Here is a 26256-nt window from a genome sequence, read left to right on the forward strand (position 1 = left end):
TCCTGATTGAGCAGCGTGGGTCAGAGGTTGTCGTAATCACTCATATGGAGTGGCATGGGCGGGAAGTTGCGCTTGACCAGTTTCTGCGCCCACAACTCCAGCACGGCGCGACGGCTTTGCGACAGGTCGCGGGTGATGGGCATCGCGAGGGTGCTTTCTTCCTGGTACTCCTTGCTGATCAGCCGGATCAACTGATCGACAGCGCCTTCCACCCGCGTGCGGGAGTTGAGCGGCATGAACTTGTTCATGATCGGGTACAGGTAATAGAACGTCTTGAGAACCCGTGGGTAGATGAAGTCATCCCAGATCGCTTCGGGCGCATTCTTGTCCTTGTAGATGTCGTTCCAGTAATTGACGAAGTCCTGTTGCAACTGCATGTCCAGAGGCAGGACGCGTAGTGGGGTGAGGAAGTCGATCTGAGCCTTGTTGAGCGCGAAGCTGAACGGGATGACCGGGTCGCTGGTGCCTTCCTTGACGATGAAGCGCAGCGTAGGGAAACCCGGAGCCAGAGCCTTGAAACTCACCTGGGCGATGCCGTTGGCGTCGGTGGTGGTGGCGACGTAGGAGTAATCCACCGTCTGATCGTTATCCAGCGTTCCACTGACGTAGACGCCGGCGTCGAACTCCAGGCAAGGGGTCAGGGGGACCGTGATCGGTTTGCTCGGTCCATTCATGAATGACTGATAACTGACCGGAACGCCCACCGGTTTGTCTTTGGTTTCCAGATTGACCAGTCGACGACCGCTGCCGGTGGCCAGGTAGTTCGCTACAGGCGCCGCGCCCTTGAACTGTGGCAGGTGGGCGGTGTTTTTGTTGCGGTCTGCGTTGTCGTAGAACAGCGTGAAGTCGGGGTTGTTTCTGAACGTCAGGTAATAGTCGCTGGTGGTCACGTTGTAAGGGTTGCCGTATTCCACCACCCAGAGCGTGGTGTTGGCGGCCGGTTGACCATTTTTCTGCACCATGATGTTCAGCGTCTTGCGATCGTTCACGTCGACGAAGGTGCCGCTTTCTACCACCTCGGCGGTCCAGACTTGCTGAACGGCGGCCTTCACGGATCCTGTCGAGTTCTGTTGCTGCAACTCCAGCGGACCGGATTGCAAGGTGGCCGTTTGCGTGGCGTTGAGAGGGATATCCAGCAGGCCCGAGCGCTTGTCGAATGCCGACTGTCGGTACTGATCGAAACCGATGTCGACCACCGGCACGAAATTCCCGTTCTGCGATACGCCCAGCTTATAGTCGCCGGCCTGGAACTTCTCGGCAGTCAGGACATCGGCGTTCTTGTCCAGCGGATAGAACGGAAACGTGTTCGCCAGATCCAGCGACAGCGTGTTGTTGGTGATCTGCGCCGATGTCACACCCAGATTGGTGCTTGTCGGCTGAGACATGCCGGGGCGAGTGACCATGATCTTCTGGTCGGTGACCAGACGCGGGCCGGCGGGCGCCGTGGGGTATTCGTGGTCGAACCACAGACCCAGGGTCGCTACGGTACGGTTGTAGGCGGGGTTGAAGAAAATATCGGAAACGTTGTCCAGCCCCTTTTGATACATCGCCGTCATACGGGCCAGCGCCGATGGATCATTGTTGCGGGTGTTGATGTACGGGAAGTCGTTGAACACACCGTTCCTGTCGTAACAGGTGAGGTACGTGGCGAACCTGAACATCAGGCCCTGAGCGTTTTGAGCCTCCATCTGTTGCTGGAGATTGCTCAGCAGGACGGAATCGCCGATGACCCATTCCAGATTGTCCCGGGGAAAACAGGTCTGCCAGGTGGTGGTGACATACGCCAGACCGCCAAAGTCACCGGCCCAATTGAACGTCAGGAAGCGGTCGAGCATCCGGTATTGACGATTCAGGGTCAGGCCACAGGTGGCATCCCCCAGCTGCAGCTTGTCGAAGTACAGCGCCGTGAAGGTGTTCTGCCACGGGCTGATATCGACGAAGCGGGCGGCCGTCGGGCTCTGACTGCCAAAGGGATTGCCGAGCAGCTGGAAGTCCCTGCCGACCAGCGCGTCCTGAGCAATGTAGGTGTTGGCCTGCAACTCGCCGCCAATAATGGTCGAGCGGGTACTCTGGTAACTCACCGTCCCGCAGGCGTTGTCGCCAAACAGGTCCCATTCGGCGGGTATGAACGGGAAGGTGTTTGGGCTTCCGTTGGTCGGAACCTGCTGCACATAGGGCGGCAGATCATTCTGCTGCACGGGTGAAATGATCCAGGGCATCAGGGTGGTGGGCGCGTTCTCCTGCGTGATGTCGTAGTAGCTGGTAAACGGCCAGTTGATATCCATCTTCACCGCGTCATAGAGCGGCAGCACATCGTTGTTGTTGGCCGTCGGCGGGTTCCAGAACATATGGCCGTTGAGGTAGATGCGGGGGAAGTTCAATACGCTCATGTCATGCTCCTTAGCGTTGCCACTGGGCGCGTTTCAGCGACCAGACAAAGTCCAGTTTTTTGTAGCCTGCGAAGTCGGAGGCCGGCAGCGGAGTGGTCGGGTAGACGATGCCGCCACCTTGCTTGAGGGCGAAATTGAAGTAGCCCTTGTCGTTCGAGTAGGCGGCGGTGCCATGGCAGGCCAGGCAGGACGAGGTGTTCTGGAACGCCGATTCCAGCTGCGAGTTGGCCAGCACCTGAGTGACGGGCTGGTACTCGACCCCGATCAGTTCGTACTTCGACAGGGTCGGGTTGCTGGCCTGGAAGCTGACGTTCACCGGTTTGGCGGCCGGGGTCGGCCCGGTGGTGTTGGTCATCGGCGTCGGTGTCGGCGCGTTGGTCACCGTGTATTTGCTGTTGTTGATGTTTTCGAAGGTGGTCCAGACCCAGTTGTCATCCAGTTTGTTGACCACGTGCAGCCCGCTCAACGCCGCATAACCGACCTGATAGGTGCCGTCGTCCTGCTGGAAATAGGCCTGGCCAATGTAGTAACCGTCGTTGGCCAGGGTTTGGCGATAGGTCGTATCCGAACCGATCCAGAGCCACGCCGCCTTCAACTCCCACGAGGTGGCCGGGAAGTCCAGGTTATCCGGCAGCGCGGCCTGACCGTTCATGTTGTAGACCTGACGCTGCACGATGTAATCGAAGGTGTCCTGACCCATCAGCAGTTGAAAGCGTACCGGGTTGCCTTTTTGCGCCGCCGGCACGGAGCCGCCCATGTGCAGCGCCAGCCCATCGACCTGTTGCGTGGCATTGATGTTGTGGAAGGTCCGGTTCAGGTCCATCCCCAGCGTTCGGGCCTGTGTTATCACCTCGGTCGGAGGCGGCACGGGACTGGCGTAGGCGCCGGGCGCAGCGCCATCGGGCAGGTAAACCTGGTCCGAAGGCTTCATGGTTTCCCACACCCGGTTGCTGGCCTGGGTGGGGCTGAATTGGTTCAGACAGACGAACCAGTTCCAGGCCATGGTCTCGGGGTTCTTTTCGAACGCTGCTTTGGTCGTGGGGATGTCATTCCCAAACTTCAGGAACTGGCTGCAATCGAAAGGGGTGGTGTCCTGTGCCTGAGCCAAACCGGCCAGTGCACTGAGAACAGTTATAGAAATGGCTCGCCGCATGGAAGCTCCTTGGCATTGGCCGAGTGGGTGTATGAGTGCCCCAGAAAATGCTGAAGGAGCAGTTGTTTCACTGCCGTTGCCGCCAGGGTTTGCGGCAATGGCAGATCGCAATTGGTGATGAGCAGCGGGCCGGTTTCCTCGCGCTCGGGCAGGCGACCGTGACTGCCACGGACCAGTCCGGTGTCCAGTGGAATCAGGTCCATGTAGTAGCGAAAGCCGAGTTTCTTCTGCAGCAGGCGCCGCGCCACTTTCAATTTCGGGAAACGAATGGCCGGGTCGATGAACAGTTCCAGTGGGTCGTAGCCCGGCTTGCGATGGATATCCACGGTGCGGGCAAAGTCGGGCGCCTTGCGATCGTCGAACCAGTAGTAGTAATCGAACCAGTAACCGGCTGCGGCCACGGCCACCAGCTCGCCGCTGCGCGGGTGATCCAGCTGAAACGCCCGCTGTTCGGCCTTGTCCAGCACCTGCTCGATGCCGGGCTGGCGCTGCAACAGTGCTTTGACGCGAGGAATGTCTTGGGCCCGCTTCACGTAAACATGCGCGATCTGATGATCGGCCACGGCAAACGCGGCACTGGCGCCGGGGTCGAGCAGTTCCCAGGTCAGCGATTGGCGGACTTCCAGCAAACCTTCCGAACGAAGCACGCGGTTGATAGACACCGATTGATTGACCGCTTCGATCCCGTATTCCGACAACAGCATCACCGCCGCGCCCTGTTCTTCGGCGAAGGCCAGCAGGCGGCCGACTTCTTTGTCGATGGCCCGCACTTCGTCGGCAATCGACGGATGATCGGGCCCCACGCGCTGAAGGCTGTAATCGAGGTGCGGCAGGTAGATCAATTGCAGGTCAGGCCGATTGAGCTGGAATTCAGCGATGGCGCAATCGACGATCCAGCGGCTTGACGCAATGCCCGCCGCCGGCCCCCAGAACCCCGGAAAAGGAAACTCGCCAATCTGCCGTTCGATCGTTTCGTGCAACGAAGCCGGTGACGAATACAGACCGAACATCTTGCGGCCATCGGCCGGGTAGTGAGGGCGCGGGGTGATGGCGGCATCCACGTCCGCGAACATGTTGAACCACCAGAACAACTGGCTGCAGCGAAACCCTGGCAGCTCGCGCTTGAGCGTCTCCCAGACCTTTTCACCCTGGATCAGCGCGTTGGGTTGCAGCCAGAAACGCACTTCGGCCTGATCGCGAAAATACCAGCCGTTGCCGACGATGCCGTGCTCGGACGGCGGGCGCCCGGTAAGGATCGAAGCCTGCACCGACGACGTGACGGCCGGAAACACCGGTTGCAGGCTGGCCATTTTGGCGGTTTTCAGCAGGGCATTGATGTGCGGCGTCGCGTCACCCAGCAGCGATGGCGTCAGCCCGACCACATTGATCAGCAGCAGCGGTTGACGTGCATGATCAGAGCGCATCGGCGTACGCCTCCTGCGCTTGTGGTTGCAGCAATTGCCGTTGCCGCAACTGGTCCTCGACCCATTTCAGCTCTGCGGCGATTCCCTGAAGCTGGGCGGACTCGGTCGTCGGCCGCAGTTGCGCGGGCAGGACGCCCCAACTGTAGGTTTCCACTTCCAGCACCGGCCTGAAATCCTCATAGCTGGCGAGAAAATCGAAGGTCTGCGACAGGGCGATCTGGCTGCCGCTCAGCTCGGGCAACAACAGCTGTTCGCTGAACAACGGGATGTGGAAATGAATCCTCAGCTCGGGGTATCGCTGCGGGTGTTTGGCGCATTCGACGAGGGCCGCGGGCAGATCCGCCCAGGCCTGCAGCTGACCCAGTGCATCGCGCGCCTTCACTTGATGCAGGTAGGTGGTTTCGCAGAAGTCGCTCAAGGTCTTGAGGACCTGTTCGCGGCGCTTGTCGTCATCGCAAGGCAGACGACAGATCAAGGCATTGGACAACTGGATCTTGCCAATGGGCACCCGCGCCTGACGCAGCTTTTCCAGCGACTGATAGCAGTCTTCGAACATCACCGCCTGATGGCAGACGTCAAAACACAGCGCCAGGTAGGCATGGTTCGGGTCCGTGGTTTGCCAGCGGCGGAAGAAGGCGATGGCCTGGGCAGTGGTTTCCAGCACGCAGTCCGGTTCCATTTCCAGGCAGAACACGATCTTCTTGCCGGTTTCCCGATGCAGCTGGGCCAGTGAAGCCGTGAGTTCGCGAAGTTGATACTCGGCCCGTTGTTGCAGCGTTGGATTCCAGGTGGCGGCATAGCCCAGCGGCACGCTGGAAATCACGCCCTGATGACAATCCGGCGGCAAGGCCTGCGCGAGGATGTGCGCCAGATTGAGGCTGTACGCCAGGCGTTTCGGCTCGGCCCAGCTCGGCAGGTAGACCTCGGCTTTCACCGCACGGTCATGAAACTGACCGTAGGGAAACCCGTTCAGCGACGTCAGCCGTAGCCCGCTGTGTTGCAGCAGGCTGAGGAACGCCGAACGCGCCGACTTCTGTTGCAGCTTGGACTCGGCGAGGGCACTGATCCACAGCCCGCTGTCCTGCGCCGGCAGCCCGCGCAGGGTCCGCACGCCCTGAAAGTGCTGCTCGATCGAAGACTGCAACCCGGCCAGGTCGCGAGTCGGGTGCACATTGCTGCAATAGCCGATCTGCCCGGGCGTCCAGCCCATGCCGGCATTCATTTGATCACCGGTTCCTGGCCCCGCAGGGCGGAGTTTTCCTGCCACTGCCGGCGCTGATCGATGGGCAGCGGGGTGCTGATCAGGGTTTTGTCCAGTTGACCGCTCTGGGCGAAAAAATCCACCGGGTTGTGGAACAGCACTTGCTCGACCTGAGCCTCGCTGAAGCCGGCCGCCAACATCGCCTGACCGGTTTTCGGCACTTTGAGCGGGTCGCTGATGCCCCAGTCGGCGGCGCTGTTGACCACCATTTTTTCGGTGCCGTACTGCTGGAGCAGGGCGACCATGCGCTGTTCCGACATTTTGGTATTGGGGTAGATCGAGTGGCCGCGCCAGCAGTCGCTGTCGAGTACCAACGGCAGGGTCAGTTCATTGAGGTGGTCGATGATCACCAGGTTCTCATTGATCCCCACCTCGCGAATCACTGCCAACGTCCGTTTGGTGCCGCCGATCTTGTCGCGGTGCGGCGTGTGCACCAGCACCGGCAGGTTGAACTGTCTGGCCAGTTCCAGTTGCGCGGCGAGAAAGCGGTCTTCCTCGGGCGTGATGTCGTCGTAGCCGATTTCGCCTACCGCCACCACGCCGTCCTTCACCAGATACCGCGGCAGAATCTCCAGCACCTCGTTGGCCACCGACAAGTCATTGGCCTCCTTGGGATTGAGGCCGATGGTGCAGAAGTGATGGATGCCGAACATGCTGGCGCGAAAGCGCTCCCAGCCCAACAGGGTGTCGAAGTAATCGATGAAACTGCCGACACTGGTCCGGGCCTGGCCCTGCCAGAAGGCCGGTTCGATCACCCCAGTGATCCCGGCCGCGGCCATGTTCTGGTAGTCGTCGGTGGTGCGGCTGACCATATGAATATGCGGATCAAAGTACTTGGGCATGGTGAATCCTCGTCAAGGGAAAGGAATCGTTGGGCATCAGTTCAGATGGCTGCGCCATTCCGGCGGCAGGCGCTGCTGTTGGTTCAGGTCGGCCAGTCGCTGGTGTTGCGCCTGGCTGAGCTGGTCGAAGGCAATCGCCAGGGGCAATCCGGCGGACACGGTTCGATCAGCGGCGAGCTGTTCTTCCAGCAGGTCGAGGGCCAATTGATTGAGGGTGACGCTGCGTCGCTGTGGCAGATCGATCAGGCGTCGGACAGCGAGCCCCATGCCCAGCGCTTTCAGCACCAGTTGGTGGAAGGCCCGTTCCGGGTAATGACGCGACGGGTAGGGCGTGTCGAGGGCGAGGGCAGCAAACACCTGGCTGTTGCTGGTGCGTCCGGCCTGCAACGCCAGTTCGACGCACACCCCGTGGCTGTCGAGCCAGTCGAAGGCTTTGAGGGTGGCGATCTTTTCCTGATCGTCGCCCCAGAGAAAAAGCTGGCGCAGCAGGGACAATTGTCCGCCCTCAGAGGACAGTTCAAGGACCTGCGCCAGCAACAACGCGCGAGCCAGTTGGATCAGGCTCCAGTGGCTGTCGGGCAGTGCACGGTCACGCAGATGCCGCTTGCACTGGCCGCTCAAGAGCGCCGCAGTATTGGCGTCCGGCTGCCGGGCCAGTTGCGCCTGTGCCTGACGCCACCAGTGCAGCTCGGTGTCATCGAGTTGCCGGGTCAAGACCTGAAGGTGTTCGGCGAGGCAATCGTGGCGCATGCCGAGGGCCGCCGTTGGCGGCGCAGTGACGTCCATGTTCATGTCGGTTTGATCCAGCGCTGAAAGTGTGGGAGCAGGAAAAACACCAGGACACACAGCAGGCTGCCCAACGGCTGGTTGGCCACGGCCATCACCAACGCATCGAACAGAGGCAGCGCTGCCAGGCCGGCGCCGATAAAAGCGCGGACCTTTCGATGCTGCGGATTGGCGAGGTGATGCCAGTAATGCCAGCCCAGCCAGCCGAGCCAGAGCAGCAGTACCGGCCAGAACCACAGGTTGTCGGAGTAGATCGCCAACGCAAGCGGGCTCAGCATCAGGATCAGGGGCAAGCGACTGAGCAACTCATTGTTGTGCTCATTGCGGGCCAGGTAGGTCAGCCCGCTGATATAAACGCCCAGCAACATCGCACAGAGCCAGATCGGCTCCGGTGGCACCGCCAGACTGGCCGCCGCCGTGAGGTACAGCGCCGAGCGGCAGGCGCCCATCAACCACACGCTGTGGGCGTATTTTTTGTGCAGCACGTTGTAGCCGATGATGCAGCCCACCAAGAGGGTGACGCTGGCCAGCAACCAATGCGGCTGATCGATCAATTGGCTCAGGCCCAGCACCGAGGCGGCCGCCAGTGTCAGCAACAACACGGTGGCGAGGCGCACTTGCTGGCGGCTGACCAGACCCAGGGTGATGGGCCGGGGATTTTGGTGTTGCTGGTCCCAGTCGGCGTCCAGCAGATCGTTGAGCAACATGCCGGCCAGATACAGCAGCGACAGGGTGAACAGCAGCAGAATCCACACCAGCCACGAGGGCGGCGCCAGGGCCCCGGCGCTGCTGGCCAACAGGGCGGCGGCCAGGGTGTTGGTCCACACCGTGGGCAGGTTGGAGACACGGCCAAGCGTCAACCAGGTTTTGAGGCTTTGCGGGGTCTGGCTCATTTCGCAAAGCCCTCGCTCAGGTCGAGCGCCGGAGCGTTGCGGGCGGACAACTTCTGCAGCGCCTGTTCCATTTGCACGTCGTCGATTTCATGCAGGTCCACCGATTGGCCGATTCCGCTGAGCATCGGGATCGAGAGTTGTCCGCCGAGGTGTTGGCGGAACTCCTCCAGCCCGAGCAACACCGGTGAGCGACCTTGCGCATCTTTCAGGGTCAATTCCGGCGGGCACAGGTTGAAACCGAGCTTGGTCAACAGGCTCATCACCCGCTCACTGTCGGCGTCGCTCAACAGCCCGAGGGCATTGGCGTAGAGCCCGTCGAGGGCCATGCCCACCGCGACCGCTTCGCCATGGCGCAACCGGTGATGGCTGAGGTTTTCCAGTTTATGCGCGGCCCAGTGCCCGTAATCCAGAGGCCGCCCGTTGCCGCGCTCAAAGGGATCGCCGGCGCCGGTGATGTGCGCCAGGTGCAGTTCGGCGCAGCGGCGAATCGCATAACGGCTGGCCGGGTGATCGAAGCGGGCGAGGGCGTCGGCCTGTTGCTCCATCCATTCGAAGAACGCCTGGTCCTTGATCAGCGCGACCTTCACCGCCTCGGCCAGCCCGGCGATCTGGTCGCGGCGGGTCAGGCTGGTCAACAACTGGAAGTCATTGATCACGGCCGTGGCAGGGTAGAAGGCCCCGAGCAGGTTTTTCTGGCCGAAGGCATTGATGCCGTTTTTCACCCCGATGCCGGCGTCGTTCTGGGCCAGCACGGTGCTTGGCACGCGGATCAGCCGGATGCCACGGTGGAAGGTAGCGCAGGCGTAGCCCACGGAATCCAGTACCGCACCGCCGCCAAGGGCCAGGACATAACAATGCCGATCCAGTCCATGTTTCAGCATGTCGGTGTAGAGCTGCTGCAACACCTGTGAATCCTTGCTCAGCTCCCCGGCTGGAACGGCAATCGGCGGCGCCTGCAAATGCAGGTCCGACGCATGGGCGGCAAAGTAACTATCGATCTGTTCCAGCAGTTGCGGAGCGCTTTTCAGCAGTTGTTCATCGGCGAACACCATCACCGTCACCCGGCCGTTTTGCCGGGCGGTGAGTTGTTGATGCAGACACGGGTTGAGCGGATCGAACAGGTGATCAGTGAACACCACCGGGTAGTCATAACTGACCTCGAAACGCCCGTGCAGTGCTTGCTCGGCGCCGCGTTTGCGCAAGGTCTTGAACAGGCTGTAGCCGGCGATGAAAAGCCCCGGCAACACCATGCTGGCGAGGATGGTCACCAGCAGCGCGTTCTCTTCGACGAGGACCGTGCCGATGGCGCTGTAGGCCAGTGCCAGACCGGCGTTGGCCAGGGTAGTCACCAGCAGAAACGCTCGTAGCGGATAGCGTTGCATGCCGGCGGCCACCACAGAGGTTTCAGCCAATACCGGCACGCCGCGCAGGCAGATCAACGACAGCGTACCCAGCCGATACGCCAGTTGCCCAGGCTTGCGCTGATGCAGACCGAGGCGACTGGACAGCATCCGGAAATAACCGGCGCCCAATGCATAACCCAACCCGGCACCCAGACACAGGCCAACGAAAATCACCAGATAACCGCCGACACTGCCCAGCATGGCCACGGCCAGAAGCGCGACCACGCTGGAAGGCACGGGCAGCACAACGTCCAGCGCCAACAGGGCGATCAGCAAAAGCGCCAGGTTGAGTTGCTGGGTGGGGGAAGACGGAAGGTACAGGTCGAGATGAGTGAGGAAGTCCTGGATCTGCTGTTCGAACAACACGAAGCTGGCGATCACAAGACCCGCAAAGCAAAACAGTGACAGCCAAAAATGTTCGGCTGGCGCCTTTTTCGAGAGCGCACGATACCAACGGCTGTGCTTCATCAAGCATCCCTCTTGAATTGTTATGACTGAGTTCCGTTCAGCAACTAAAGCAGAGTCTGAATTATTTCAGGGGAATGAAATCTCCGGTCAGGTAGGCTGTTTTTATTGTTCAGTTGATCGTGCCTTTGAAGATATTCATGAACCTAGACGGTTGTTGTGGTTTTGCAAGTCGATTGAGAGAGGGGCTTTTTCAGGAGGTGTTTAGTGGGTGTGGGAGTTTCGGGAGCCGGCGGTTGTTTACTGAAAAAATATCTAATGCATTCAGGGTGATGAGTGAGTTTGTTGCAGTCGCTTAAATGCTGTTTATTCAGCGTAATGAGAAGAGTTTTCAACGGGATTAATTAGCAAGCTATTGAGATGGTGGCGATGTGGCATTATTTTTTGTTATTTGAGTTATTGCCGCTGGCTATAAGAACTTACGTTGATTGATTCGTTGGGTGAATGGGTGCGTGTCAGGGCTTTTAAGTTTTGACGAATGATTGAATGAAAGTTGCGGTACGAACAACCGATTCATTCAAACATTCGGCATCCCCATTCAGACCAGCCAAGCCTGACGATTGCGCCATGCATCGCCCAGACCAGACTCGCTATTCAAGAGGCCAACAGTTCAAGCCATTGCTGTGCCGCGATCGACAGTTGCGCGTTCTTGCGCCAGATGGCGACGAGTTGCCACTCCAGTTCCGCGCATTCGAGCGGGACGATTTCCACACCGGGCGGGATGTGGTGTTGCGCCAATAGTCGGGGCAATACCAGCAGGCCTGCGTTCGCGGCCACCAATGACAAGCAAAAAGCCAGGTTGTCGCTTTTGGCTGCCTGTAGACGACTGACGTCCACAGCAGGGCAGCAGAGCTTGATGCGGTGATTGAGAATCGAGGCGCCCTGCAACTGCACCCATGGGTGATGCGCCAAATCCGGCAGTGTCAGTCGATGGCGGTTGGCGAGTGGGTGGCGAGGTGGCAGGACGACAACCAGTGGTTCCTCACAAATCGGCAGCCAGGCCAGGTCGTCTCCGTCGGGTCGCAGACTGATCGCCAGTTCTATCTCGCCCTTGCGAACGGCCTCTTCCAGAGCCTGGCCTCCTTGCTCACGCAATTGCAGTTCCACTTGGGGAAAGCGCCGCCGAAACTCGGTCAACACGGCCGCTACTTGATCGGTACTGCCCAAGGGTGGCAGCCCCAGCTGAAGGACACCGGTGACGAGGCTGTTGAGCAAGTTCACGTCCGTCAGCATTTGCTTGCTGCGACTCAGCAATCCCTTGGCGTGGTGGAAGACCACTTCGCCCGACGGGGTCAAGCGTGACGGCACGCCCGGACGGCTGCGAACCAATAGCGTCGCGCCCAGTTCCTCTTCGAGTAATTGAACGGCTTTGCTCAGTGCCGATTGGGTGACGTGAAGGGTGCGGGATGCCTTCGAGAAACTTCCATGCTCTGTCACTTCCACGAAATAGCGCAAGTTCTTCAGGTCCATCTTGTATTCCATTTCCGCATACGGTTCAGAAAAATTGTTCGCTCACTCCGGCTGGAGAAATGCTTCTACCATCGCCCCCGAAAAACGTCCGGATACAAGGACGGGGAACATTAAATCAGAAGTGGAGGCCAGCCTTGTTCGGAGATCGTATTTGGCGTCTGCGTCGATTCAAGAGGTCCTTCCTTTAACGCTGTTTTCGCGAGGAGCTCACGTCATGAGTACCGCAGTCAATGAAACCCGCCGTCTGACCGTACCCGACATCAGGGCTTGCAAGGGCAAACGCAAGATCGTGTCGTTGACCGCGCACAATCGATCGCTTGCCGAGATCGTTGACGAATTTGTCGACGTTATCCTGATGGGGGATTCGACCGCGATGGTTGCCTACGGGCAGCCCAACACACTGGATTTCACACTGGATCAGACGATTCAGCACAGTCGTGCGGTGGTGCGTGCCACACAGCGCGCGTGCGTGGTGGCTGATCTGCCATTCGCCTCTTATCAGGAGTCACCGGCTCAGGCTTTTCGCAGTGCCGCGCGGTTGATGATGGAGGCCAATATCGCTGCCGTGAAGCTGGAAGGCAGTGCGGTCATGGCGCCCACTGTGCAGTTTCTGGTGGAGCGGGGCATTCCCGTGATGGCGCATATCGGGTTGATGCCCCAGTTCGTCAACACCATGGGTGGCTTCAAGGCCCAGGGCATGGACGAACGATCGGCAGACGCTATCCGTGAGGCCGCCCTGGCGATGGAAGCGGCCGGTGCGTTTTGCATTGTGCTGGAGGGCGTAGCAGAGCCGCTGGCCCGCGAGTTGACCGAAGCCTTGCGCGTGCCAACCATCGGAATCGGCGCCTCGCCTGCGTGCGATGGCCAGGTGCTGGTGATCGAAGACATTCTCGGGCTGGGTGGTGAGTTTGTACCGCGCTTCGCTAAACGTTATGCCGACGTGCATGCGGTGATCCGCGATGCCGTGGGGCAGTACGCTTCGGATGTTCGTGAGGGAAGTTTCCCTGAGCTTTCGCACTGCTTTGGCGTGAAGCGCTGATTGGCACTGCGCAATGTCTCATTTCACTCGCCTGCTGCGTTGGCAGGCGAGTGGGTGCCGACCGAATTGTTTTCAAGAGGTGTTACTCAGCTACCGTTCTGCACCTTTCCGGGTCTCGCAATGAGCCATTAGGTAGCAAATCTCCAGTGTCGCACCGGCAGATCTGATCGCTGTGCGCGCTGCTATTTTTCCTTAATTCATTCGAATCAATCGCTTGGCGGGAAGATGCGGGTTTTGGCATGCATTCTGCTTTTATGTATCCGTGGATAATTGGATACAAAATGACAAAAGGTGCCGCCATGCAATTCGCTCCCGCCTATGACCAGCGCCAACCGATGACCGCCGAGGAGGAGGCCTACAACTTTCTTCTGGAAGGCATCTGCGGCGGTCGTTATCGCAAAGGTGACCGGCTGATCGCCGAGGACATTGCCAGTGAAATCGGCATGAGCCGGATGCCCGTGCGCGAAGCCTTTCGCCGTCTAGACGCCCAAGGTCTGGTGACGCTCAGGCCTAATCGCGGCGCGATTGTCAGCGGTCTGGATGTCGAGGAAATGCACGAAGTCTTCGAGATGCGCAGCGCCCTTGAGGGACTGGCGATTCGAGTCGCGGTGCCGAAGATCAGTGAACGTCAGTTGACTGCCCTGGAACGCCTGCTCGATGAAATGGATGACTACCGCGACGAGAGTGCGGCCTGGGTCAGTCGCCACCGCAAGTTCCATGAGTACCTGTGCAGCCTCAGCGGACGACCTCGTCTGGTGAAACAGATCAGCGCGCTCTACTCGCTGATCGAAGCCCCCATGCGTCTTTGGCTGCAGCACGTTGAAAAGCCGCTGAGTGCACGCCAGGAACACGTGGTGATCCTCGATGCAATTCGTGCCGGTGATGCCGCGAAGGCAGAGGCCGTGGTGCGCGAGCACATCGAAGGCACGGTCCCTGAGCTCATCAAGTTTCTGCAATCGGAACGATAACCACAGAGCGGGCACCGAGCCCGCCGATGTTTTGACTTTGAGAACTGCCCCGTTACTAACCGAACTGGAGTGTCTGGTCATGCATACGTCTCGCCTGCTGTTGGCTGCAATTTCCCTGGGGCTCTGTACGCAGTGGGCGGTTGCCGCACCCACTGTGCCGGAGCGCTTGCTCAAGGTCGACAAACTCACCTATTGCTCGGGCATGGACTCGCCGCCCCTGGTGTCCTTCGATGAAGCACAAAAACCAAAAGGCCTGACCGTCGACCTGGGCCTGGAAGTCGCCAAACGTCTGGGAGACAAGAAGGTTGAGTGGCGGGTGATCCCGTTTTCCGGCTTGCTGCCGGCCTTGCTGGCCAAGCAATGCGACATGATCGTCGACCAGTTGTTCGACAAGCCCGAGCGCCGCGAGGTGATCGACATCGTCAACTACATGTATTCCAGCCAGGCGGTGGTGGTGCCCAAGGGCAACCCGAAGGGGCTCAAGACGCTGGCTGATCTCAGCGCGCACAAGATCGCGGTGCTCAACGGTTCGACCATCAAGACCTTGCTCGATACCGAGAATGAAAGCCTGGCCAAGGCCGGCAAGCCACCGATGAAACTGGTGGTCTACAACACCGACACCGATGCATTCCAGGCGCTGCGCATCAGTCAGGTCGATGCTTACGGCACCACGGTGGAAACCGCCGGGTATTACGCCGCCATGGCACCGGACCTGTTCGAGGAAGGCGTTCCAGCCTTCAGCCGGATCCTCACCGGTCTGGGTATTCGCAAGGACGATCCGCAACTGAGTGCCGCGGTGCAGCAAGTGATCACCGACATGCGCAGCGATGGCAGCTACAACCAGCTCCTGAGTAAATGGCACGTCTCCAGCGACACTCTCGATTGAGGTAAGCGTTGATGAACTTCAATTGGGATGTGTTCTGGCAGTACCTGTTGCAGCCCAGCGGGGTCTACCTCACCGGGCTCTGGCTGACGTGCCTGATCAGTGTGCTGGCCATGTTGCTGGGCTGTGTCCTGGGATTGGCGGCGGCGCTGCTGCGATTGTCGAAGAACCCTTTGCTGCATCTGCCGGTGCGTTTTTATGTGTGGCTGATGCGCGGGACGCCCTTGCTGGTGCAGATCGTCTTCCTCTATACGGCGTTGGCGGCGGGCGGGATTTTCCGCTTCGAAGACATTGATCTTTTTGGCTTGGTGGTTCCGGGCAACATCCAGGCCGCGATCATTGCGTTGGGCCTTAACGAAGGCGCGTACATGGCCGAGATCATTCGCGCCGGTATCGGTGCCGTCGACAAGGGGCAATACGAGGCGGGGCGCTCCCTGGGCATGACTTTCGCCAAGTTGATGCGCCGTATCGTCTTGCCACAGGCGTTTCGGGTCATCGTGCCGCCGCTGGGTAACGAGTTCAACGTGATGCTTAAAAACACCACGCTGGTCAGTGTGATCGGTGTTCAAGAACTGTTGCTCAGCACGCAGATGGTGACTTCGGCGACCTTTCGGGTATTCGAGTTGTACCTCGTGGTGGCGATCTATTTCCTGTTGCTCACGACGCTGTGGGGTTTCTTCCAGCGCTGGCTGGAGACACGTTTCGGCCAGTCGGATCGGCCTTCGTCGCCGCCGCCGGCATCCAGCCGGATGTTCGGTCGCAGCACGCTGAAACTGCTGAGGGGACGTTAATCATGGCGCACCAAAGTGACGAACTGATCATCGAAGCGCTGGACATTCACAAGTCGTTCGGCAACCTCGAAATTCTCAAAGGGATTTCCCTGCAAGTCCGGCGCGGTGAAGTGGTGGTGCTGATCGGCGCCTCGGGGTCCGGTAAAACCACGTTTATCCGCTGCATCAATTTGCTGGAAGACATTCAGTCCGGGCAAATTCGGGTCAACGGCCAGTCCATGGGCTATCGCACGAAGGCCGATGGCAGCCTGGTGCGGGATTCGGAGCGCAACATTGCACGTCAGCGGCGGGACATCGGCATGGTGTTCCAGCGCTTCAATCTCTTCCCGCACATGACCGCGCTGGAAAACATCATCGAAGCACCGATTCAGGTGTTGGGTGTGCCGCGCAAAGCAGCGGAGGAACAAGCGCGGGCACTGCTCAAACGTGTCGGGCTGGCGGAGAAGGCCAACCATTACCCCTCGATGCTTTCCGGTGGCCAACAACAGCGGGTGGCGATAGCCCGGGCCTTGGCGATGAAACCGCAGGCGATGCTGTTCGACGAACCCACCAGTGCCCTGGACCCGGAAACCGTCGGCGAGGTTCTGCAGGTGATGAAGGAACTGGCGGAGGAGGGCATGACGATGGTGGTGGTCACCCATGAAATGGGTTTTGCCCGTGAAGTAGCGGATCGTGTGGTGGTGCTCGATCAGGGTGAACTGATCGAGCAGGGACCGCCGGAACAGATATTCAGTCGGCCCTCTCATCCCCGTACCCAAGCCTTTCTCAGCCGCGTGCTGTGAGACTCACAAGGATAATGACGATGCGTTTATCGAGCGTGTTTGCGGCCCTGTGCTGCGCTGCCATGGTGCCCATGATTCAGGCTGCCGACTCGGTGGTGAAGGTCTACAACTGGTCCGACTACATCGGCCCCGATACCCTGAAGAACTTCGAAAAAGACAGTGCCATCAAGGTTCAGTACGACATCTTCGACACCAATGAAATGCTCGAGGCCAAGTTGCTTTCCGGACACTCGGGGTATGACGTGGTGGTGCCGTCCAGCCAATTCCTGTCGAAACAGATCCGGGCTGGTGCCTATCAACCGCTGCAACGGTCGCTGCTGGATAACTGGAAGCACCTCGACCCGCGTTTGATGCAGCGTCTGGAAGCGGCCGATCCGGGCAACCGCTATGCCGTGCCTTATATGTGGGGCACCGTGGGCATCGGCTACAACGAGGAGAAGGTGCGCGCGGTGCTGGGCAAGGACGTGCCGCTGGACTCTTGGTCGATGGTGTTCGATCCGCAAAATCTTTCCAGACTTAAAAGCTGCGGCGTGGCCTTTCTCGATGCGCCGGTGAAGATCATTCCTCAAGCGATGCTTTATCTCGGGCTCGACCCCAACAGCGTCAAACCGGACGACTACAAGCAGGCGTCGAAACTGCTGATGACCTTGCGGCCCTCGGTGACTTACTTCAACTCATCGAAGTACACCGCCGACCTGGCCAATGGCGACATTTGCGTGGCGATCGGTTATTCCGGCGATGTGATGCAGGCCCAGACCCGGGCTCGCGAGGCCGGGAAAAACATCGATATCCGCTACCTGATTCCCAAGGAAGGCGTGAACCTGTGGTTCGACATGCTGGCGATTCCCAAGGATGCCGGCAACGTGGCCAACGCCCATGCGGTGATCAACTATCTGCTGCGGCCCGAGGTCATTGCGTCGGTCAGTGACTATGTGGGGTATGCGAATCCGAACAAGGACGCCACGCCCTTGATGGATCCCAAGGTCAGCGGCAACCCGGGAATCTACCCGGGTGACGAGGTGATCGGTCACACCTTTGTCTCCGCCGATCTGCCGGAAAACATCCAGCGCTTGATGACCCGCGAATGGAACCGGATCAAGTCCGGTCAATGAATCCTTGTTTTGAAGAGTCTTTGCCATGCTGAAATTTTCTGCTCACGAGTATCCGTATCCGTCGCAACGCCAGAGTGTTTTTGCCCGTCGTGGCATGGTGGCGGCGTCCCAGCCTTTAGCCGCTCAGGCCGGCATCGAGATGATGCAAAAGGGCGGCAATGCGATCGACGCCGCCATCGCTACCGCGGCTGCGCTGACCGTAGTCGAGCCTACAGGTTGTGGTCTTGGCGGCGATGCTTTTGCTCTGGTCTGGTTCAAGGATCAGTTGCATGGGCTCAACGCCAACGGCCATGCACCGGCTGCTTTGAGCATCGAAGCGGTCAAGGCGGCCGGCCATGAACAGATGCCGCTGTATGGCTGGACGCCGGTGACGGTGCCCGGTTGCCCTTCGGCCTGGGCCGAACTTTCGCAACGCTTTGGCGTGCTGCCGTTCGCGGATTTGTTGCAGCCGGCCATCAGCCTGGCACGGGATGGTTTTCCGCTGTCGCCCGTGGTTGCCCATCAGTGGCAAGTCGCTTTGGATGAGTTCAGTCCCCATCGCGACGAGGTGCTGGACGCCTGGTTCGATACTTTCCTGATTGAGGGGAGGGCGCCGAGGGCAGGGGAGCTGTTTCGCAATCCAGCGCAAGCGCGGACGCTTGAAGAGTTGGCGCAGAGCCGTTGCGAGAGTTTGTATCGCGGCGCTTTGGCCCAACGACTGGATGCGCATTCGCGCGCTACTGGCGGGTATCTGCGAGCTACGGATCTGGAACATTACCGTGCGCAATGGGTGGAGCCGATCCACGTCAATTATCGCGGTGTGGATGTCTGGGAAATCCCGCCAAGCGGCCAGGGTCTGATTGCGCTGATGGCGCTGAAGATTCTCGAGGGTTTCGACTTTGATCATCGTGACAGCCAACAGACCTGGCACCGTCAGCTGGAGGCCATGAAACTGGCGTACAGCGATGGTTTGCACTACATCACCGATCCATTGCACATGCGCGTGGCGGTGGCCGATCTGTTGAGTGATGGCTACAGCGCTCGGCGCCGTGGGCAGATCGGTGAGAAGGCTCAGCCACCCAAGCCAGGTGATCCTCATGCCAGCGGTACTGTGTATCTGGCCACGGCCGATGGACAAGGCAATATGGTGTCGTTCATCCAGAGCAATTACCACGGCTTTGGTTCGGGTGTGGTGCTACCTGACAGCGGCATTGCGCTGCAGAACAGAGGGCAAGAATTCAGCCTTGATCCGGAACATGCCAACTGTCTGGCGCCGGGCAAGAAGACGTTCCATACGATTATTCCGGGCTTCCTGACCAAGGATGGCCAGGCGCTTGGGCCGTTTGGTGTGATGGGCGGCTATATGCAGCCTCAGGGGCATGTGCAGATGGTCATGAACCTGGTGGATTTCGGATTGAACCCGCAGTCGGCGCTGGACGCTCCACGCTGGCAATGGCTGGGGGGGATGAAGGTAGGGATCGAGCAGGGGGCTTCGAGGGATTTGGCCAATGCGCTGGCGCGACGGGGACATGAGGTACAGATCGCTTCTGACCTTACGGATTACGGCAGAGGGCAGATTATTATTCGTGATCCGGTCAGTGGTGTGCTTTGTGGTGGGACTGAGCCCAGGGCGGATTCGCATATTGCGGTTTGGTAAGCACAAGCTAACGAAGAAGACGCTAAATGAGGCTAACATCTTCGAATGTGTCGACATATTAGGTTAACTACACTAAATGAGCCTTTAGTTGAGCTATGCGAAAATCTACTGTGAAATCAATGGAGAAGGCTATGTTGAAACGCCAGGCGAGCGCAAAAGACGTCATTGCAGCCCTGAAACTTGAATCTCATATTGAAGGCGGCTATTTCCGCAGGACATTTCAGGCCGACCATCGAGAAATGCTCGAAACCGAAGGCGGTTCACGTTATTTGATGACGTCCATTTATTACCTGTTGACCGAAGAATCGCCCGTGGGCCAGTTTCATTTCAATCAGTCAGACATCCTGCATTATTTCCATCTGGGCGACGCCATCGAGTACAGCCTGATTCATCCTGACGGTTCGCTACAGACATTGGTGATGGGCAGCGACATATTGGCAGGACAATATCTGCAATTGCACGTACCAGGCGGAATCTGGAAAGCCTCCAGACTATTGAATGGCGAGAATGGATTTGGCTTGATCAGCGAAGCGGTTTCGCCAGGATTTGATTTCGCGGATATGGAAATGGGGAATCGGCGGAAGCTTACGGCGCAGTATCCGCAGCATCGAGCGCTGATTGAAAAGCTGACTCGTGACGAGGATTGAGAGCAGCACATTCCAAATAGAGCGACCGCCAGGTATCAAAGGCAAGGTGCTTTGAGGAGCCATGGTGGAGATTGAAATCGGGTGTGCAACCGGGCTGATCTCGTAACATCTTGTTACGTGTAATGTATATTATGTTAAACGAGGTGCTATGTTAAATATGTTCATGAGCATCCTAAAGCCCTGATTCGACAATCCCACCTGTGACGTCCATGTCACCGTCGCGATTCTCGGACACCAACGCCCCCTACATCACTACAACCCTTGAATCACCTAGCTTGCAGCGTTAAAGAAACCAGTAAGATTCGCTCTAATCCGATGAATTACGGACACTTTTGCTCTGATTCTATTTTCATAACCCATTGATTTTAAATGTTTTAGTATTCAAATGATTGTTTAAACAGTGTCAATCAATTCTTCTGCATTCTGGACACTTCTAGATTATCGGCGCTACCCACCACACACTGGGAATCCAGAAAACCCGCGGTCTCCAATGAGATTTGCTCATTTCTGGACAAAATCTTGCGAGTACACCGTGCGGCCTATTCTGGACACAAACCTCGAAATCCCCGGCTGAGGAAGTATAAGGATCGCACTCGATAGATCCCACACAGCGGTTACACTGACACGCTGCACCCCAAGAATGCCGAGGGCTGCGGGTAAATGATTGCCCTTCGATAGCTATTTTCGAGTAATCCGGCACTTCCGGCCTAGGATATGGCCTAAGGACGCCTTTTCCTTTAAAGCGATAAAATTCAAGACAAAATCAGAAACCCTGGCTTCCTCACTCGCAGATACAAGCCCGTTTCTCTAGGCTCCAGCCAATTTGCAATAATCCGGACAAAAAACGAAAAGCGAGAAGTGAAAATAAAGCGGACACTTTCGCAGCGTCAATTTTGCAGTAAATGTGGCTAAGTGATTAGAGCGCCAGTGCATAAGAATATGCCTCTCCTAAAAAGCCAAATTGGCAATATATGATTAATTAATTGCTCTAATCGCTGTCGCGTTGGATTTAGTAAGTTGTCAACCTTGTCTCCGATATTTTTTTCTTGAGGTGATGTTGCACGACAAAAATTCAGCCGCTAGGATTATTTCGTCCTTGCATCCCCTTATACAGCGCACCGGGGGAGTCGCAAACTTCCAGTAACTGTCAGAACTGGAAGTCCTCAAACGTCGAAATCGGTAACCAAAAATGGCTTCTGAACCAAAACCGTTATTTGAAACTTTTGAGTCTTTCTTGGATCAGGACTTTTCATGCGAAGGTTCGTCTATCAGATTCGTGAGAAACTATGTAAGTAGTTTCGATAGCGGCCTAGATGCAGTTGCCGGTTATCAGACTGTGCGTTCTTTTTTACGCGCCTATGAAAGTAGCGAACAAACATTCAACTCGTATAGGACTCACGTTGAACGATTGCTTCTGTGGGCTTTGATTGTAAGAAAAAAATCAATCTTCCAGCTCAAGCGGCAAGACGCCGAAGCCTATTTGAAATTTTGCCGAAACCCACCTTCAGAGTGGATTGGCCATGTGACACGTGGCCGCTTCATCACCAACAAGGATCCTGAGACCGCAGTGGGGTTCCCAGAAGTACCGAATCCTAACTGGAGACCCTTTAGCCAAAAGCATCAGAAAGATAGCCGGCAGACCGACCCTATCCCAGCCTATGCAGCATCGAAAGGAACCATGAGCCAGATCTTTTCGGTTTGCAGTTCCTTCTACGAGTTCCTAGCGGAGGATGGCCTGGTTAGCCTCAACCCATTTAGGTTGGTTAAAAACAGGCAGGATTACACAGGCAACCTTGCAGGAGATGGCCTAAACCGGGCACTGACTCCACTGCAGTGGGACTATGTTATTGAAACGGCTGAGGCTATGGCAAAAACTGAGCCATTGCGACATGAACGCACCCTCTTCGTCTTGGCCACACTTTTCGCTATGTATCTCCGTATCTCTGATCTCGTTGGCCGAGCCAACTGGGAACCCTGCATGGGAGATTTTCGTCAGGATCCGGAGGGGAGTTGGTGGTACCACGTCATCGGCAAAGGAAACAAAGCTGGGAAGATTGCGGTTCGGGACGAGTACATCGATCAGCACCTGAAACGCTACCGTGTATTCCTCGGATTGTCCGAGTTGCCTGAGGAAAACGAGCGAACTCCTTTGCTGACGACCCTGAATGGAAGGTCGGGCCTTTCTGGACGGCAAGTGCGTACCCTCCTCCAATCCGTCTTCGACAATGCCTTAGCCAAAATGAAATCAGAAGAGCGTGAGGCGTATGAGATGAACAGCCTGCGATCCGCGTCAGCCCACTGGCTTAGACACACGTCTGCGACATTCGATGCGCCCTTTCGTAAGGCCAAGGATCTGCAATTGGATCTTCGTCACAGTAATCTGAGCACTACCCAAGACACTTATTACCACTCTCATGACCAGGAGCGGATGCACTCTATTAAGCGTTTGGGAATGAAAGAGAGAGGTTAAATCCTCAATCGAAAAGCATGCAGTAATGCTTACTAGCACTGGTTCTCAGGCAAATTCGAACCCCAAACCAGTCAGAGTGTCTTTCTCAACCGCTTTTAACTGCTTCACTGCCCAGATGAGCATGTGCCGGGGGCGCGAACTCGCCACATATGCAAATCTGGAACCTTCGGACGTTGGATCGGCGAGCCAGTCCCGCCAATGGGAAAGGTGAACGCCTCGCTGACGTGACGAGACCACCACCGTTGCGTCGTGGGTTTCACCTTTAACTTGATGGATGGTCTCGTAACGTAATCCGTCTACGGAGGATTGCTGGGCAACACCTTGGCTAAGGCGCACGGAGAGTGCGATGTCTCCCTGTTTGGCAGGTGATCTAATGATCAGGCTCCTCAGTGGCTCAAGCTCGTTGCGGATTTCGGCTAACACGAACGGTTGTTCGGGCAAGCTACGGATGGCTCGTTTTGCTACTGCAGCCCACTCCTTCCAGGTCAAATTCATATCGCCGGCGCCAGTGGCAATCATGTGCTTCAAGCTTTGATGAACGAACTTACGCCAAGCGAGCTTCGACTCAACCACCACGGGGCAATGAGGGCCTGTGTGTGTCACCTGCAGGGAGAGCTTGTCTGCAAACCACTCGGCGAACAACGCTATCGCGACGTTCAGTTCCTTCAAACTCCCGCTCTCGGCAGCAACGCATGCCAGCGCCAGTACTTCAACTCCAGTGAATTTGTCGCCTTTTCGGAAGCGTTGCAGCGTGCTGTGGCCTCGGGCGACTACCACGACGTGTTTGTATGCGCTGGTCAGCTCGATGATTTTTGGTAGAAGTTCAGAGGGACATTTCGCATATTGAAGCAGAAGCGGCTTGAGCGGTTCGATCTCAGGATTACCTGTAACTCGCTCGATTTGCAGTAAGTCGCTGCACAGATCCACGATGGCCTGACCGCTTCGCCAATTCGCCGTGAGCGCGAGCTCTGCGAAACTGAGCTCGCCTAGCAGCTTCTTCACGTTCACAGGATTAGACTTTCTGAACCCGTAGATGGATTGGTTCAAGTCACCTACAAAATGGAATTTCACACCAAGCTGATGGAGCTTTTTCACCATAGCCAGTTGTTCTGCTGATAGGTCTTGGCACTCATCAACGATGACAAGCGGAAATCGCTTCGCGATGCGTCGAAAGTACTCATTTAGTTCCGGCTTTTTGAATGCCGACAAGGCAATCATGTCAACGTCTCTGTAGGTCGCAAACCCTGCTTTCCATAGGCGTTTTTTTGTTTCAATCAGGTCTCTGAACGCAGCCTCGTTAATTACCGCAGCATTGAGCTGAGTATCCTGGACACGATCGCCGGTCGAGAACGTGAAGCCTTTAGTGTCGAGGTCATAGTTGTACTTACAGGCGGAGATCCGTCGACCACTGATCTTGGTGCGGGTATGGAAGATGTCTGCCTTATTTTCCAGGATCCTGATTCGACCATCCCCGTCCTTCCCCGGAAACTCGGTGACCTCGCTTGCGATGTTAGCGACCAGGCGTGACAGCACAAAGCTGTCGAAGGTTGACACCAAATGAGGGAAAGGAACTGGCTCACCCAGGTATCGTACCAATCTATCCCTCAGCTCATCCGTTGCGCTGTTCGAGAAGGTCAGGACGGCTATCCCAGCGGGAAAGCCCTTCCACTCGCCAATGGCCTTGGCCACCATGGCGGCGATGACTTCGGTTTTACCACTGCCTGGACAGGCTTTGAGATACACGTGCTTGTCGAGAGGTGCGCCGATGTAATTTTTCTGCTCGTCACTTAGCTTGATCATCGGGCCGGGGCTTCCTCGAGTCCGCAAGCCCAAAGAATGGCTTCACGGATGTAGGCAGGTACGACAAACTCGCCCTCTTGTTTCTCCAGTTTTTCAGCAAATGCCTGCGCATATATGCCTTTGCCGACGCTGGTGGAATCGATTCGTGTAAGTAACTCGTTCGCGTAAATCGCTCGTTCAGGGCTTTTCATGTCGTCAAAAGCGAGCTTCGCTTTTTCTCGTAGCTCGGGAGCTACCGTTCCCTCCTGAGCGGGCCAGAGATCAGCGGCTACGGAGAGCATCATCTGCAGGTTCGCACCTTCCATTGCGATGTCGTATTCAAAGGTTTTGTATTTGCCTGCAAAGAGACGCCCGAACTGTGACCGACCAATCTTGGCGATGTAAGCGAGCGCATGGTTCTCGCCAGCCCTTAGGTCGTCGTCATGCGGAACGTAATCAACAGAGACCTTTTTCCCTTCTTCACCATCGACCGTGATCGTCTTTGGAGGATCTTTGTCGGTCAATCCGGCGCATCGTACCGGCACGTTTTCGCCTGTGCTCTCATCACTCACGTCGCAGAACAGCTGCATGAAGTGTTTGAAGTAGATTCCACCTAGGTTGATGACAGATACACCGTAATCCTCCAGCGTGTTTTCGCCGTCACCATACTGAGCGAGCACCCTCCTCGCCAACTCTGGGATTACCATGGCCTCTGCGATGCCTTCAACTAGGATGGAACCCTTGGAAAAAAGCAGGTTGGATTTGGTTACATCGAGCCACCGATCGATGAATTTCCTGCTGGGTTCTGTCAGTCCACACGTCCGGAGGGGAATCGCGATTGGAGTGCCTGCGTTTGAGATATGGATTATTTCGTTAACTGACACTGCAGATGAGATGACCGTAGAGTGAGTGGTGATAATCACCTGGATGCCTTTTTCTTTGGCCACCGTGCTGAGGTGCTTCAGCAGACGCATTTGAAGCTGGGGATGTAAGTGTGCCTCGGGTTCTTCAATCAGAAGGAGGCGAAGATAGGTTTCTTCCCCTCGCTCCTCCTCCACTTCTAACGTCAATTCAGCGAGAATCGAGGCAATGTAGAGCAGGTTGTTGTAGCCAAGACTGTTTTCCTCCAGAGATCGGAACTGAGTAGCCTCGGCCGCAGCCAAGTTCGGGAAATAGAGCAGGCGAAGTCCCTCAATGATGCGAGAGAAGCTCACCTCCGAGAACTGAATGAGTGTGTTCTGCGACAAATGCAACCCTAGCGCTGCTTTCAGGCTATTGCCGATTCGTTCATTGGCTTGCTTAATGGCGTACTTGTCGCTCTCCGAGAGTTCCTGGTTGAACGCGCCAACTCGCTCTTCCAAGGGGTGCGGCTTCCCCTCCTTACGAGCTGTTTCAAGCTCCTTGCGGCAGAGCGCCTTCAAAAGTCGGGCTAGTCGGGACTGGCGCCCATCTCGGAGTTTCGTTTCCGCGTCACGTAGAGGTGGTAGGTATATGCAATGGATGAGGTCAAGGGTTTCAGTTTCCAGCGCTGTTGTTCTTGCGTAACCGCCAAAGAGGTGGCTTTTGAATCGGCCCCGAGATTCAAGATTGAGCGCAGTGAATGTGAGTTTTGCTTCCTCTTGATTGCCGCACCAATCCCTGAAAGCGATGGCGTCATTCTCATCCAGATCAGAAAAGGTAGCTTGGATATCGATCCGTGGTGCTTCTACTGCTGCCTCATGAAATCCACGATAAAAATCCCTTTCGTTGATTAACCGTTTGCCAGACTCCGAGTCATTGAAGAGCTGGCGGACGGCAGCAATGACGCCTGTCTTGCCCGCTCCATTCTCGCCCACGAGAACATTGAGACCGTCGTGGAATTCGATCGTGAAAGGCTCGCCAAAGCACTTAAAACCATGAATGTCTAAGGTACGTAGATACATGAGAATCCTTTCTTATCCTTGAAACCTGGAGGTGTGCTCGTCGCAGCACGGTCAACGACGCAAATATGCTTGGGGCATGCACTAGCCAGCGACCTTGCGAACACTTCAATTACCACGTAAAACTGTTTTAAGTTTATCCC

General features: G+C 57.1%; 20 protein-coding genes. 9 read left to right on the forward strand and 11 right to left on the reverse strand.

The window, feature by feature from the left end; all coding sequences use genetic code 11:
- Positions 1-20 precede the first annotated feature (20 nt).
- The 9 genes from AC3WRD_RS07185 to AC3WRD_RS07225 form a co-directional block, all read right to left on the reverse strand.
- Positions 21-2390, reverse strand: coding sequence for a hypothetical protein (locus AC3WRD_RS07185; protein ID WP_102620010.1), 2370 nt, complete (start codon positions 2388-2390; stop codon positions 21-23).
- A 10-nt stretch (positions 2391-2400) separates the two neighbouring features.
- Entirely contained in the window at positions 2401-3543 is a 1143-nt protein-coding gene (locus AC3WRD_RS07190; protein ID WP_102620009.1) for a hypothetical protein, read from the reverse strand.
- Positions 3522-4967: an alkaline phosphatase family protein gene (locus AC3WRD_RS07195; RefSeq protein ID WP_102620008.1), complete on the reverse strand. Its 1446-nt coding sequence runs from the start codon at positions 4965-4967 to the stop codon at positions 3522-3524. Before AC3WRD_RS07195 ends, AC3WRD_RS07190 begins: the two co-directional genes overlap by 22 nt.
- Positions 4957-6189, reverse strand: a complete 1233-nt coding sequence (eboE, locus tag AC3WRD_RS07200; RefSeq protein WP_102620007.1) for a metabolite traffic protein EboE — start codon at positions 6187-6189, stop codon at positions 4957-4959. The genes AC3WRD_RS07195 and eboE overlap by 11 nt, the downstream gene beginning before the upstream one ends.
- Positions 6186-7070 (reverse strand): TatD family hydrolase, encoded by an 885-nt coding sequence (locus AC3WRD_RS07205; RefSeq protein WP_096821431.1) that lies wholly within the window; start codon positions 7068-7070, stop codon positions 6186-6188. Before AC3WRD_RS07205 ends, eboE begins: the two co-directional genes overlap by 4 nt.
- Before the next feature lie 36 nt (positions 7071-7106).
- The gene (locus tag AC3WRD_RS07210; protein ID WP_102620006.1) at positions 7107-7862 is read right to left on the reverse strand and encodes an EboA domain-containing protein; all 756 of its coding nucleotides are present in this window, start codon (positions 7860-7862) and stop codon (positions 7107-7109) included.
- The gene (locus AC3WRD_RS07215) at positions 7859-8749 is read right to left on the reverse strand and encodes a UbiA family prenyltransferase (protein WP_102620005.1); all 891 of its coding nucleotides are present in this window, start codon (positions 8747-8749) and stop codon (positions 7859-7861) included. Before AC3WRD_RS07215 ends, AC3WRD_RS07210 begins: the two co-directional genes overlap by 4 nt.
- The gene (locus tag AC3WRD_RS07220; RefSeq protein WP_102620004.1) at positions 8746-10620 is read right to left on the reverse strand and encodes a 3-dehydroquinate synthase; all 1875 of its coding nucleotides are present in this window, start codon (positions 10618-10620) and stop codon (positions 8746-8748) included. The genes AC3WRD_RS07215 and AC3WRD_RS07220 overlap by 4 nt, the downstream gene beginning before the upstream one ends.
- A 591-nt stretch (positions 10621-11211) precedes the next feature.
- Positions 11212-12087 carry a LysR family transcriptional regulator gene (locus AC3WRD_RS07225; RefSeq protein WP_158243855.1) on the reverse strand — a complete coding sequence of 292 codons (876 nt, stop codon included), beginning with the start codon at positions 12085-12087 and terminating at the stop codon, positions 11212-11214.
- Between the two features lie 214 nt (positions 12088-12301).
- On the opposite strand from AC3WRD_RS07225, the gene panB reads away from it, so the two are divergent.
- From panB to AC3WRD_RS07270, 9 genes are all read left to right on the forward strand, one after another.
- Entirely contained in the window at positions 12302-13126 is an 825-nt protein-coding gene (gene panB, locus AC3WRD_RS07230) for a 3-methyl-2-oxobutanoate hydroxymethyltransferase (protein ID WP_102620002.1), read from the forward strand.
- A 299-nt stretch (positions 13127-13425) separates the two neighbouring features.
- On the forward strand, positions 13426-14094 hold the full coding sequence (locus AC3WRD_RS07235; RefSeq protein ID WP_096821385.1) for a GntR family transcriptional regulator: 669 nt from the start codon (positions 13426-13428) through the stop codon (positions 14092-14094).
- 79 nt (positions 14095-14173) lie between these two features.
- Positions 14174-14980 (forward strand): ABC transporter substrate-binding protein, encoded by an 807-nt coding sequence (locus AC3WRD_RS07240; protein ID WP_102620001.1) that lies wholly within the window; start codon positions 14174-14176, stop codon positions 14978-14980.
- An 11-nt stretch (positions 14981-14991) separates the two neighbouring features.
- Positions 14992-15768 (forward strand): amino acid ABC transporter permease, encoded by a 777-nt coding sequence (locus AC3WRD_RS07245; protein WP_102620000.1) that lies wholly within the window; start codon positions 14992-14994, stop codon positions 15766-15768.
- A gap of 2 nt (positions 15769-15770) precedes the next feature.
- Positions 15771-16550, forward strand: coding sequence for an amino acid ABC transporter ATP-binding protein (locus AC3WRD_RS07250; RefSeq protein WP_096821383.1), 780 nt, complete (start codon positions 15771-15773; stop codon positions 16548-16550).
- A gap of 20 nt (positions 16551-16570) precedes the next feature.
- The gene (locus AC3WRD_RS07255; protein WP_102619999.1) at positions 16571-17662 is read left to right on the forward strand and encodes a polyamine ABC transporter substrate-binding protein; all 1092 of its coding nucleotides are present in this window, start codon (positions 16571-16573) and stop codon (positions 17660-17662) included.
- A 25-nt stretch (positions 17663-17687) separates the two neighbouring features.
- Positions 17688-19298, forward strand: a complete 1611-nt coding sequence (locus tag AC3WRD_RS07260) for a gamma-glutamyltransferase family protein (RefSeq protein ID WP_102619998.1) — start codon at positions 17688-17690, stop codon at positions 19296-19298.
- A 131-nt stretch (positions 19299-19429) separates the two neighbouring features.
- Positions 19430-19945: a cupin domain-containing protein gene (locus tag AC3WRD_RS07265; protein ID WP_102619997.1), complete on the forward strand. Its 516-nt coding sequence runs from the start codon at positions 19430-19432 to the stop codon at positions 19943-19945.
- 1189 nt (positions 19946-21134) lie between these two features.
- Entirely contained in the window at positions 21135-22415 is a 1281-nt protein-coding gene (locus AC3WRD_RS07270; RefSeq protein ID WP_102619996.1) for a tyrosine-type recombinase/integrase, read from the forward strand.
- Positions 22416-22460: 45 nt separating this feature from the next.
- Here AC3WRD_RS07270 and AC3WRD_RS07275 read toward each other — a convergent pair whose 3' ends face one another.
- A complete protein-coding gene (locus tag AC3WRD_RS07275) occupies positions 22461-24212 on the reverse strand; it encodes a UvrD-helicase domain-containing protein (RefSeq protein WP_102620060.1) in 1752 nt (583 codons plus the stop codon).
- A complete protein-coding gene (locus AC3WRD_RS07280) occupies positions 24212-26116 on the reverse strand; it encodes an ATP-dependent nuclease (RefSeq protein ID WP_102619995.1) in 1905 nt (634 codons plus the stop codon). The genes AC3WRD_RS07275 and AC3WRD_RS07280 overlap by 1 nt, the downstream gene beginning before the upstream one ends.
- Positions 26117-26256 lie beyond the last annotated feature (140 nt).

This window comes from Pseudomonas sp. FW215-R2 (genome assembly GCF_058789255.1).